Consider the following 11,647-nt stretch of genomic DNA (forward strand, 5'->3'; position numbering starts at 1 on the left):
CATACGATGCAAAAGGCATCGCTACAATTACGCCCGGGCAGCCCGGCTCACTTCATTTGCCACTCGCTCGGTGGCATCCGGAATGGATGCAGCGCGGGCGCGTTCTGCCATGGTTAATAAGGTTTCTCGCGACCACCCGGCCAGGGTGTTGGCGACAGCATCCACGCTAAGCTGTGGCTGCTCGATAATTTTGGCTGCGCCCGCTTTTTCCAGCGGTAGCGCATTCCAGTATTGCTGGCGGTCTTTATGTTGAAACGGCACAAACAACGCCGGTAGTCCTGCCGCGGCGATTTCACTCACAGTTAAAGCACCGGAGCGGCAAACGACGACATCCGCCCACGCATACGCCGCCGCCATATCATCAATAAATTCAGTCACTTTATGCTGCGGTTGCCCCGCTTCGGCATACGCCTGTTCAACGGATTGTTGCGAACCTTTGCCGCTCTGATGCCAGATAGTGACTGAATCACCCAGTTTCGCAGCAACCTGCGGCATTGTCTGGTTAAGAATGCGTGCGCCCTGGGAACCACCCACTACCAACACACGAACCGGACCTTCACGTCCAGCCAAACGTTGCTGCGGCAACGGCAGCGCCAGCACATCGGTACGCACCGGGTTACCCACCACTTCCGCATTAGGGAAAGCGCCTGGAAACGCCTGCATCACTTTGGTAGCAATCTTCGCCAGCCATTTATTGGTTAAGCCCGCAATACCGTTTTGTTCATGAAGTACAACCGGAATGCCTAACGACCACGCGGCCAGACCACCTGGACCTGATACATAGCCGCCCATACCGAGTACCACGTCAGGTTTGTACGCTTTCATAATCGCCCGCGCCTGACGCCAGGCGTTGAAGATACGCAGCGGCGCAGCTATCAGTGCTTTTATACCTTTTCCACGCAAACCAGAGATACGAATGAAATCAATTTCGATGCCATGTTTTGGCACTAAGTCCGCTTCCATACGGTCGGCAGTCCCCAGCCAGCGAACTTGCCAACCCTGAGCCATTAGATAGTGCGCAACCGCCAGTCCCGGGAATACATGTCCACCGGTTCCGCCTGCCATCACCATTAATCGCTTCCCTTGACCACTCATCGTGAACCTCGTACAAACGCCTGCGCTTTCTCCAGACGCGTTTCATAATCAATACGCAACAGCATCATGATGGCTGTCGACATAATCAGTAAGCTCGAACCACCGTAACTGATTAGCGGCAATGTCAGACCTTTGGTCGGTAACATCCCCGCCGCCGCGCCTACGTTAACCAGCGCCTGGAAGCTAAACCAGATGCCAATAGAACAGGCGAGAAAACCGGAAAAACGGTGGTCAATTTCTAATGCTTTGCGGCCAATCGACATCGCACGAAAAGCGACGAAGAATACCATTAAAAGTGCTAGTACCACACCGACATAACCTAATTCTTCGCCGATAATGGCGAAAATAAAGTCAGTGTGCGCTTCCGGCAGATACTCCAGTTTTTGTACCGAATTACCTAAACCTTGCCCCCAAAGTTCGCCGCGACCAAACGCCATCAGCGATTGCGTTAACTGATAGCCGCTACCAAAGGGATCTTCCCACGGGTTCCAGAATGCGGTAACACGGCGGATACGGTACGGTTCGGCGAGGATCAGCAACACAACCGCTGAAATGCCCATACCGATAATGGCAATGAACTGCCACAATTTCGCTCCCGCCAGGAACAACATCGCCAGCGTAGTCACAAACAACACCACCACCGTACCAAGGTCTGGCTGTGCCAGCAGTAACACTGCCAACACCAGAATCACGCCCATCGGTTTCAGGAAGCCGCGCAGGTTATTACGTACTTCGTCGCCTTTACGCACCAGATAGTTGGCGATATAGCAAAACAGCGACAGTTTTGTCAGCTCCGCAGGCTGGATACGCAGCAAACCGAGATCGATCCAACGCGATGCCCCTTTAACAGCGCTACCCACTACCAGCACGATCATCAGCAGGATGATCGATCCGAGCAGCATCGTGGCACTGTAGCGTTGCCAGAACTCCATCGGCAGACGCAGCGTAATGATCGCCAGAATAAACGCCAAAATCAGATAGACACCATCACGCTTCGCGAAGAAGAACGGATCGTTGGTTAAGCGTTGCCCTATGGGCATTGACGCCGAGGTCACCATGATAAAGCCAATCGCCGCGAGGCCGAAGGTCAGCCACAGTAAGGTGCGATCGTACATGATCAGGCTGTCGGTATCTTTTTCCCGCGAGCCCATCACCCAGCCCTTTAGCGCCGTGGAGATCCAGACCAGGATACTGAATCCTGGCAGGCGCGGCATTTTCAGGCGAGGGAGAGATAAACGCATCAACCTAACTCCTTCGCCAGACGGGCAAACTCATTGCCTCGTTGTTCAAAGTTCTTGAACTGATCAAGGCTGGCACAGGCCGGGGAGAGCAGAACCATATCGCCCGGCTGAACACGCGGAGCCAGCAAGCGCATAGCCTGTTCCATAGTTTCGGTTTGTTCTGCCACTTCCGGGCGTAGCGCCGCCAGCTGCGCGCCGTCACGACCGAAACAATACAGACGTACGTTATCGCCATTCAGGTAACGCGCCAGTGGGCTAAAGTCCGCCGATTTACCATCGCCGCCCAGCAACAAATGCAGCGTGCCGTCTACGTGCAGGCCATTCAGCGCCGCTTCCGTACTGCCGACGTTGGTCGCTTTTGAATCGTTAATCCAGCGCACACCGTTATGCTCCAGCACCACTTCAAAGCGATGCGGCAGACCGGTGAAGGTGGTTAACGCTTTCAGGCTGCTGGCGCGCGGTAACCCTGCGGCATCTGCCAGCGCCAGCGCCGCCAGCGCATTGGTGTAGTTATGCTGCCCGGAAAGTTTCATCTCTTTCACATTCAGCACTTTCTCGCCTTTAACCCGCAGCCAGGTTTCGCCCTGCTGATGATTCAGGTGATAGTCACCCATGTTGACGCCAAAGCTGACGCAGCGTTCATCCGCACCGCGAATCGGCATTGTTAAGGCATCATCAGCATTAACCACGCAAACTTTCGCGTTTTCGTAAATGCGCAGTTTTGCTGCACGATACTGTTGTAAACCAAACGGGTAGCGATCCATATGATCTTCAGTCACGTTCAGAATGGTCGCTGCTACCGCCTGTAAGCTGGAGGTGGTTTCCAGCTGGAAGCTCGACAGTTCCAGCACGTACAGTTCACACTCATCATCCAGTAGCATCAACGCAGGCAGGCCAATATTGCCACCCACACCAACGTTAACCCCCGCCGCTTTCGCCATTTCACCCACTAGCGTGGTGACCGTGCTTTTGCCGTTAGAACCGGTAATCGCCACAATCGGTGCTTGTGCTTCGCGACAAAACAGCTCGATATCGCCAACGATTTCGATTCCGGCATCAGCGGCAGCGCTTAAGGATGGATGCGCCAGTGCAATACCGGGACTGGCGACAATCAGATCTGCCGCCATCAGCCATTCATCATTCAGACTGCCCGTGTGGCGTTCTACGGCTTCGGGTAATTTATCTAGGCCAGGCGGTGTCATACGCGTATCCATAACGCGCGGCGTCACACCGCGAGCGAGGAAAAAGTCCACGCAGGAAAGCCCGGTGAGGCCCAGGCCGATAATGACAACATTTTTACCCTGGTAATCAGCCATGATTAACGTACCTTCAGCGTTGCCAGACCAATCAGGACCAGCATCAGCGAAATAATCCAGAAACGCACAATGACGCGCGGTTCCGGCCAGCCTTTCAGTTCATAGTGGTGATGAATCGGTGCCATGCGGAAAATACGTTGTCCGCGCAGTTTAAAGGAGCCGACCTGCAGGATGACAGAAAGCGTTTCTACCACGAACACGCCCCCCATAATCACCAGCAGGAATTCCTGACGTAGCAGTACGGCGATAATGCCTAACGCACCACCTAACGCCAGCGAACCGACATCGCCCATAAAGACCTGCGCCGGATAGGAGTTAAACCACAGGAAGCCCAGTCCTGCCCCGACTATCGCGGTACAGACAATAACCAGTTCCCCGGCGTGTCGCAGATACGGTATGTGTAAATAGCTGGCAAAGTTCATGTTGCCGGTCGCCCACGCCACCAGCGCAAAACCACCGGCGACAAATACGGTCGGCATAATTGCCAGACCGTCAAGACCATCGGTCAGGTTTACCGCGTTGCCAGTACCCACAATGACGAAGTAAGCCAGCAGAATGTAGAACAGCCCCAGTTGCGGCATCACATCTTTAAAGAATGGGACCACCAGCTGCGTTGCGGGCGTGTCTTTGCCGGCAAGGTACAAAGCGAAAGCAACACCCAGCGCAATGACCGACATCCAGAAATATTTCCAACGAGCGATCAACCCTTTGGTGTCTTTACGCACCACTTTGCGATAATCATCAACAAAGCCAATAACACCGTAACCTACCAGCACCACCAACACGCACCAGACGTACGGATTGGACGGGTAAGCCCACAGCAGCACGGAGATCACAATCGCTGTCAGGATCATAATCCCGCCCATGGTCGGCGTACCGCGCTTGCTGAAGTGTGATTCAGGACCGTCGTTACGCACTACCTGACCAAAGGAAAGTTTTTGCAAATGAGCAATCATGCGCGGGCCCATCCACAATGAGATGAACAGCGCGGTCAGCAGGCTGACGATGGCGCGAAACGTCAGATAGGAAAAGACGTTAAAGCCGGAATAATATTTGACCAAATGTTCGGCCAGCCAAACTAACATGTCCCATTCTCCTGTAAAGCGCGTACTACCTCTTCCATGGCAGCACTACGTGAACCCTTAACTAAAATCGTAATTACCTGTTGCTCAGCAATCAGTGATTTAAGACGCGTAATTAACGCAGTTTTATCAGCAAAATGTTCGCCAACGCCGCTGGCGGTGCTGATAGCATGGCTTTGTTTACCCATGCTTAACACGCGGTCAATACCAGCAGCTTTTGCCGCCTCGCCCACCTGTACATGGCAGGCTTCGCTTTCAGCGCCCAGTTCCGCCATATCGCCCACCACCAGCACGCGGTAGCCCGGCATTTCAGCCAGTACCTGAACAGCTGCGGTCATTGAACCGACATTGGCGTTGTAGGAGTCGTCGAGCAGCAACTGGTTTTCTGCCAGTTGGATGGGGAACAGACGGCCAGGAACAGCTTTCAGATTTGCCAGCCCCGCTTTGATAGCATCAAGCGTTGCGCCCACGGACATGGAGAGCGCAGCGGCTGCCAGCGCATTCGCAATATTGTGACGCCCCGGCAACGGCAGCAGAACATCGACGCTACCGGTTGGGGTTTGTAGGGTAAATTCCATACCGTGCGAGGTCACATGGATATTGGTGGCGGTGAAATCGCTGTTGGCGGCATTGGGTGAGAAACGCCACACTTTGCGTGAGCCAATTACGCTCTGCCAGTTCAGCCAGTCGTTGTTGTCGGCGTTCATAATGGCGATACCGTTTTCCGGCAGGCCGCTAAAGATTTCACCTTTCGCTTTCGCGACACCCGCAAGCGAGCCAAAACCTTCCAGATGCGCCGCTGCCAGGTTGTTGACCAGCGCCGCTTCCGGGCGAGTCAGACTCACAGTCCAGGCAATCTCGCCCTGATGGTTCGCGCCAAGTTCAATAACTGCGTAATCGTATTCCGGCGTTAAGCGCAACAGCGTCATCGGTACACCGATGTCGTTGTTGAGATTGCCTGCCGTATAAAGCGTGTTGCCGCACTGGCTTAAAATCGCCGCCGTCATCTCTTTAACGGAGGTTTTGCCGGAGGACCCCGTCAGAGCAACCACGCGCGCCGGAACTTGCTGGCGAACCCATGCAGCCAGTTCACCAAACGCCAGACGCGTATCCTTGACGATTAACTGCGGCAGGTCGATGTCCAGCGGACGGCTAACCAGTAGTGCGCCTGCGCCGCCAGCTTTCGCCTGGTCGGCAAAATCGTGGGCATCAAAACGTTCACCTTTCAGGGCAACAAACAGGCAGCCCGGCGTCAGTTTTCGGGTATCAGTGGTTACAGCATCAAGGGTGATATCTGCACCTTGCAGTTCACCGTTGAGAATATCGGTAAGTTGGCTAAGGGTTACGCTAATCATGCAATCACCCCCAGCAGACGCGCCACCGTGACGCGATCGGAGTAGTCCAGACGCTGATTGCCAACAATCTGGTAATCCTCATGGCCTTTGCCCGCGACCAGTACCACATCATTCTCTTTAGCCTGCATAACGGCGCAAGTCACCGCTTCAGCACGGCCTTCCATCACTTTGGCATGTCCGGCATCTAACATTCCCGCCAGAATATCGTTGATGATGGCACGCGGTTCTTCGGTACGCGGGTTATCGTCCGTCACCACCGCCACGTCAGCAAACTCTTCGGCAATTGCGCCCATCAGTGGACGCTTACCTTTATCGCGATCGCCACCACAGCCAAAGACGCACCACAGCTTGCCCGCACAGTGCAGGCGCGCCGCCTGTAAGGCTTTTTCCAGTGCATCCGGCGTATGCGCGTAATCCACCACCACCGTCGGTTTGCCTGCCGCAGTGAACACTTCCATACGTCCGCAAACCGGTTGCAGACGCGCGGCGGTTTTCAGCAGATCAGCCAGTGGATAGCCCAGCGCCAGCAGTGTTGCCAGCGCGAGCAACAGGTTGCTGACGTTAAAAGCGCCCATCAGATGGCTTTCAATTTCGCCATCGCCCCAGCTTGAACTAAAGCGAATGGTCGCGCCGCTGTCGTGATAGTTCACTTCGGTCGCTTTCAACCAGCGTCCGTGACAGTTCGGATTGATATGATCTTCCATTGATACCGCAACCGCGTCCGGCAGTTTTGCCAGCCAGCGGCGGCCCACTTCATCGTCGGCGTTAATAATCGCCTGACCGCAATGATGTTCAGAATAAAGCAGCCATTTCGCAGCTTCGTAGTGTTCCATATCACCATGATAATCAAGGTGATCGCGGCTTAAGTTGGTAAAGACCGACGCCGCAAATTTCAATGCCGCCACACGGTGCTGTACCAGCCCGTGGGAGGAAACTTCCATTGCGCAAAAAGTCGCGCCCTGATCCACCAGCCCCGCCAGCTCATGCTGAACATCAACTGCCGAACCGGTAGTATTTTCTGTCGGGATCACTTTCCCCAGCAGACCGTTACCAACGGTGCCCATTACCGCGCTGGTTTCGCCAAGCAGTTGGCTCCACTGCGCCAGAAGCTGGGTCGTCGTGGTTTTGCCGTTGGTGCCCGTTACGCCTACGAGACGTAAATTGTCAGAGGGTTCATGGTAAAAGCGGCCCGCCAGTGCAGATAAACGCTCGTTGAGCTGGCTGAGATAGATGACCGGTACGCCGTGCATTTCACGGATTTCACCGTCGGTCGCCTCATCTTTCGCCTCTGCAATAATGGCAGCCACACCTTGCGCTATCGCCTGCGGGATATATCGACGCCCGTCCGCCTGATGACCTACTACAGCTACAAAGAGATCGCCCGCCGCAGCCACACGGCTGTCGAGTGTCATCTCTCGCAGTGCTCGCGAAGGTGCGTCTGGCACCCACGGAGCAAGAAGGTCGCGCAAATTACGATCTGCCACCTGTCCCCTCGCCTTGATTAATCACAAATTCATTTTTATCGCCCGTTGTCAGCGCATCCGGCTCGATGTTCATGGTACGCAATACGCCGCCCATGATGGCACCAAAGACCGGCGCGGAAACGGCGCCGCCGTAGTATTTACCCGCCTGCGGATCGTTGATAACAACAACCAGCGCGAAGCGCGGCTGACTCGCAGGCGCAACGCCTGCGGTATAAGCAATATATTTATTGATGTAGCGACCGTCCGGCCCGACCTTTTTCGCGGTACCGGTTTTAATGGCGATACGATAGCCTTTAATCGCCGCCTTCACGCCGCCGCCGCCTGGTAGCGCCACGCTTTCCATCATATGCACCACGGTGCGAACAATGGATTCCGGGAAGACACGTTCACCGGGAACCGGGGGGTCAACTTTGGTAATCGACAGTGGGCGATAAATGCCGTAGCTGCCGATAGTTGCGTAGACTCGCGCTAACTGTAACGGTGTTACCATTAGCCCGTAGCCGAAAGAGAAGGTGGCCCTCTCTATGTCAGACCACCGTTGTTTTTGAGGATATAAGCCACTGCGTTCTCCGACCAACCCCAAATTGGTCGCTTTTCCCAGTCCAAAACGTGAGTAAGTATCTACTAACGCTGAGGACGGCATCGCTAACGCCAGCTTGGAAACACCGACGTTACTCGACTTCTGTAATACCCCGGTCAGGGTTAATTCGCTGTAGCGTGCCACGTCTTTGATTTCGTGGCCGTTAATTCGATAAGGAATGGTATTGAGTACCGAGTTTTCCCGCACCACGCCACGTTGCAACGCGGTCATCACCACCATCGGTTTAACCGTTGAGCCCGGTTCAAACACGTCGGTGATGGTACGGTTACGCATCGCCTCTTTCGGCGTGCCGCTCAGATTGTTAGGGTTGTATGACGGGCTGTTAGCCATCGCCAGCACTTCACCTGTGTTGACATCCACCAGCACGGCGCTACCAGATTCAGCCTTGTTAAAGGCCACCGCGTTGTTCAGTTCGCGATAAACCAGCGCCTGCAGGCGTTCATCAATACTCAGCGCCAGGTTGTGCGCTGCCTGGCTGTCAGTAGAAGAAATATCTTCAATTACGCGACCATAGCGGTCTTTACGCACAATGCGCTCACCCGGCTGCCCGGTAAGCCATTTATCGAAACTCTTCTCAACGCCCTCAATCCCTTGACTATCGACGTTAGTAAAGCCGATGAGGTGAGCAGTCACTTCGCCGGACGGATAGTAACGGCGAGACTCTTCACGCAGATGAATCCCCGGCAGTTTCAGTTTTTTGATGTAGTCCGCCATGTCAGAGTTTACCTGACGCGCCAGATAAATAAAGCGCCCTTTCGGGTTGGCGTTAATGCGGGCAGAAAGCTGATCCAGCGGAATATTGAGCGCGTTAGCCAGCGCCTTCCAGCGGTCACCGACGCTGATACCGCCAGCGTCATGCACTTCTTTCGGGTCAGCCCAAATCGCTTTTACCGGCACGCTCACCGCTAACGGGCGACCAGAACGGTCAGTAATCATGCCGCGGGAGGTGGAAACTTGCTGAACGCGAAGAGAACGCATGTCGCCCTCTTTCACCAGCATATCCGGGGAGATAACTTGTAACCACGCTACGCGTCCGAGCAGAAAAGCCAGCGCCAGGAGAATACAGCCGCATAACAACGCAAAACGCCAACTGATAAAGTTGGCATGTTCTTCCTGACGTTTTGGTTTCTGCGTTTTCGCCGCTGCTTTCATGCGTCGCGTTTATCCTTATTTTTGCACTACGATATTTTCTTGTGACGGATCAACATGCTGCATTTGCAGCTTTTCCGTGGCGATCCTTTCCACCCGGCTATGGTCGCCGAGCGCATTCTCTTCAAGGAGCAGGTTGCGCCATTCAATGTCTAAAGCATCTCGCTCCAGCACCAGTTGTTCGCGCTGAGCGGTCAGTAAACGGGTATGGTGCGCCGTGGTTACCACGGTCACCGCCGTCAAAATAATGCAAATGAACAGGCAGAGTGGCAGCTTCCCAAATCGCAAAAGATCGTCACCGATAACACCAGGCAATGCATGGCGCTCGTGGCTTCCCATCGATCCTTTAACTTTGCTTAGAGCTTCTGTCACTCTGCTGATCATGCGTTCGTCCTCTCTGCAATACGCAGAACTGAACTACGGGCACGAGGGTTCTCAGCCACCTCTTCTTCGCCCGGCATTAACTTGCCTAGTGCTCGCAGCTGACGGCCACCCAGTTTTTTGAGCTGCTCTTCAGTCATCGGTAACCCTGCCGGAACTTGCGGACCGCGGCTGTTTTCACGCATAAAACGTTTCACAATACGGTCTTCCAGCGAGTGGAAGCTGATGATCGAAAGCCGCCCACCCGGGGCCAGCACGTTGAGCGAGCTTTTTAGCGCCTGCTCTATCTCCTCCAGTTCACTGTTTACCCAAATGCGCACCGCCTGGAAGGTACGGGTCGCGGGATGTTTAAACTTATCTTTCACCGGCGTTGCAGCAGCCACGACTTCCGCCAGTTCTTTGGTGCGGGTCATCGGCTGTTCGCGGTTACGCTCGACAATGGCGCGGGCAATGCGTTTGGCAAAACGCTCTTCACCATAGGTTTTCAATACCCAGGCGATATCGGCTTCTTCTGCGGTTTGTAGCCATTCAGCGGCTGACTGCCCACGGGTTGGGTCCATACGCATGTCCAGCGGACCATCGCGCATAAAGGAAAAGCCGCGTTCAGCATCATCAAGTTGCGGTGAAGAGACGCCAAGATCGAGGAGAATGCCGTCGATCTTGCCAATAAGATCGCGCTCGGCAACGTATTCGCCCAGCGCGGAGAAAGGTCCGTGGATGATGGAGAAGCGCGGATCATCAATAGTCTTCGCAACGGCGATAGCCTGCGGGTCGCGATCGATCGCCAGCAAACGCCCCTCTTCGCCAAGCTGCGAGAGGATCAGACGTGAGTGACCACCGCGACCAAAAGTCCCATCAATGTAGATGCCATCAGGACGGATATTGAGGCCATTAACGGCTTCATCCAGCAGCACCGTAGTATGTTTATAGTTTTCCATCATTTTATAGAGACAAGTCCTGCAGTCGCTCCGATAAGTCTCCGGTAGCCAACTGCTCTGCGTCGATATCTTCCTTGACCTGTTGATGCCAGGTTGTTTCATCCCACAGCTCAAACTTGTTGAACTGTCCAACCAGCATCACTTCTTTTGTCAGCCCGGCATGTTGCCGCAGTACTGGCGCGATTAACAATCGACCTGCGCCATCCATCTGACATTCGCTGGCATGACCTAACAGTAGGCGCTGCACACGGCGCTCAACCGGGTTCATGCTCGACAGACGCGATAATTTTTGCTCGATAATTTCCCATTCAGGCAGGGGGTAAAGCAGCAGGCACGGGTGATGAATGTCAATGGTGCAAACCATTTGACCGGCAGCGTTCTCAAGCAGCTGTTCCCGATAACGGGTAGGCACTGATAAGCGCCCTTTGCTGTCGAGATTGACTAACGTTGCTCCCCGGAACATGCCAGCCTCACCCCTTATTCCCACTTTGCCCCACAATTTCCCACTGAAAGGAGTTTACGGAGCGGAGGAAAAGCTTGTCAAGCCAGTCACAAGGCATACCGAGGTAAAAAACCCGATGTTTACGGCTAATATCAGCGTTGTTTATTTTACGTCCAACGTGCGAAGCAAATTAACGTTATGAATAGCTGTAAGAAAAAATCCCTCATCGTCATCACTGTTTTAAAATGACTCACTATTTTCCACAGCAAATATAAAGTGTCAGTTTGCGACGCGAGCGGCATTTTAGGACATATCTTCCCCGGTTAACAGTCCTTGTTACGTCTGTGTGGCGCTTGATGCCAGCGGGTTTGCGCAAAAGCAAAGAAAAGTGTTTGTTAAATCGGCAATTCATCGCCGCATGTAACAAAATAATGCAAAAACGCGCTGTCGATATCACTTAATTATTGTGAATTTCAGCTGGTGAGTTAATTAACGGGCGGGTTTAAAACCATTTATCAATAATAGTCAGGAATAGTCTTATTTACTTTAAGGATATTGATGCC

General features: G+C 53.9%; 10 protein-coding genes. All 10 read right to left on the reverse strand.

The annotated features are described in order from the left end of the window. Positions 1-27 precede the first annotated feature (27 nt). From murG to mraZ, 10 genes are read right to left on the reverse strand one after another with little or no spacing between them, the layout of a single operon-like run. Positions 28-1,095: an undecaprenyldiphospho-muramoylpentapeptide beta-N-acetylglucosaminyltransferase gene (gene murG, locus ACUU1M_RS04085; protein ID WP_000016582.1), complete on the reverse strand. Its 1,068-nt coding sequence runs from the start codon at positions 1,093-1,095 to the stop codon at positions 28-30. Next, positions 1,092-2,336 (reverse strand): cell division protein FtsW, encoded by a 1,245-nt coding sequence (ftsW, locus tag ACUU1M_RS04090; RefSeq protein WP_001239796.1) that lies wholly within the window; start codon positions 2,334-2,336, stop codon positions 1,092-1,094. Before ftsW ends, murG begins: the two co-directional genes overlap by 4 nt. Further along, positions 2,336-3,652 (reverse strand): UDP-N-acetylmuramoyl-L-alanine--D-glutamate ligase, encoded by a 1,317-nt coding sequence (murD, locus tag ACUU1M_RS04095; RefSeq protein ID WP_000796481.1) that lies wholly within the window; start codon positions 3,650-3,652, stop codon positions 2,336-2,338. The genes ftsW and murD overlap by 1 nt, the downstream gene beginning before the upstream one ends. Positions 3,653-3,654: 2 nt before the next feature. Next, a complete protein-coding gene (gene mraY / locus ACUU1M_RS04100) occupies positions 3,655-4,737 on the reverse strand; it encodes a phospho-N-acetylmuramoyl-pentapeptide-transferase (RefSeq protein WP_000964128.1) in 1,083 nt (360 codons plus the stop codon). Then, positions 4,731-6,089: a UDP-N-acetylmuramoyl-tripeptide--D-alanyl-D-alanine ligase gene (murF, locus tag ACUU1M_RS04105; protein ID WP_000626675.1), complete on the reverse strand. Its 1,359-nt coding sequence runs from the start codon at positions 6,087-6,089 to the stop codon at positions 4,731-4,733. Before murF ends, mraY begins: the two co-directional genes overlap by 7 nt. Beyond that, positions 6,086-7,573 carry a UDP-N-acetylmuramoyl-L-alanyl-D-glutamate--2,6-diaminopimelate ligase gene (gene murE, locus ACUU1M_RS04110; protein WP_000785122.1) on the reverse strand — a complete coding sequence of 496 codons (1,488 nt, stop codon included), beginning with the start codon at positions 7,571-7,573 and terminating at the stop codon, positions 6,086-6,088. Before murE ends, murF begins: the two co-directional genes overlap by 4 nt. Next, on the reverse strand, positions 7,560-9,326 hold the full coding sequence (ftsI, locus tag ACUU1M_RS04115; protein WP_000642214.1) for a peptidoglycan glycosyltransferase FtsI: 1,767 nt from the start codon (positions 9,324-9,326) through the stop codon (positions 7,560-7,562). Before ftsI ends, murE begins: the two co-directional genes overlap by 14 nt. 15 nt (positions 9,327-9,341) lie before the next feature. Next, on the reverse strand, positions 9,342-9,707 hold the full coding sequence (ftsL, locus tag ACUU1M_RS04120; protein ID WP_000625662.1) for a cell division protein FtsL: 366 nt from the start codon (positions 9,705-9,707) through the stop codon (positions 9,342-9,344). After that, positions 9,704-10,645, reverse strand: a complete 942-nt coding sequence (gene rsmH, locus ACUU1M_RS04125) for a 16S rRNA (cytosine(1402)-N(4))-methyltransferase RsmH (protein ID WP_000970479.1) — start codon at positions 10,643-10,645, stop codon at positions 9,704-9,706. Before rsmH ends, ftsL begins: the two co-directional genes overlap by 4 nt. A 1-nt stretch (position 10,646) precedes the next feature. Next, positions 10,647-11,105, reverse strand: a complete 459-nt coding sequence (mraZ, locus tag ACUU1M_RS04130) for a division/cell wall cluster transcriptional repressor MraZ (protein ID WP_001295770.1) — start codon at positions 11,103-11,105, stop codon at positions 10,647-10,649. Positions 11,106-11,647 lie beyond the last annotated feature (542 nt).

The organism is Shigella sp. SIG6 (assembly GCF_053555815.1).

What these genes read in the sequence shown, in the direction of transcription:
- murG (WP_000016582.1), bottom strand. Translation starts at nt 1,095, where the DNA reads ATGAGTGGTCAAGGGAAGCGATTAATGGTGATGGCAGGCGGAACCGGT.
- ftsW (WP_001239796.1), bottom strand. Translation starts at nt 2,336, where the DNA reads ATGCGTTTATCTCTCCCTCGCCTGAAAATGCCGCGCCTGCCAGGATTC.
- murD (WP_000796481.1), bottom strand. Translation starts at nt 3,652, where the DNA reads ATGGCTGATTACCAGGGTAAAAATGTTGTCATTATCGGCCTGGGCCTC.
- mraY (WP_000964128.1), bottom strand. Translation starts at nt 4,737, where the DNA reads ATGTTAGTTTGGCTGGCCGAACATTTGGTCAAATATTATTCCGGCTTT.
- murF (WP_000626675.1), bottom strand. Translation starts at nt 6,089, where the DNA reads ATGATTAGCGTAACCCTTAGCCAACTTACCGATATTCTCAACGGTGAA.
- ftsI (WP_000642214.1), bottom strand. Translation starts at nt 9,326, where the DNA reads ATGAAAGCAGCGGCGAAAACGCAGAAACCAAAACGTCAGGAAGAACAT.
- ftsL (WP_000625662.1), bottom strand. Translation starts at nt 9,707, where the DNA reads ATGATCAGCAGAGTGACAGAAGCTCTAAGCAAAGTTAAAGGATCGATG.
- rsmH (WP_000970479.1), bottom strand. Translation starts at nt 10,645, where the DNA reads ATGATGGAAAACTATAAACATACTACGGTGCTGCTGGATGAAGCCGTT.
- mraZ (WP_001295770.1), bottom strand. Translation starts at nt 11,105, where the DNA reads ATGTTCCGGGGAGCAACGTTAGTCAATCTCGACAGCAAAGGGCGCTTA.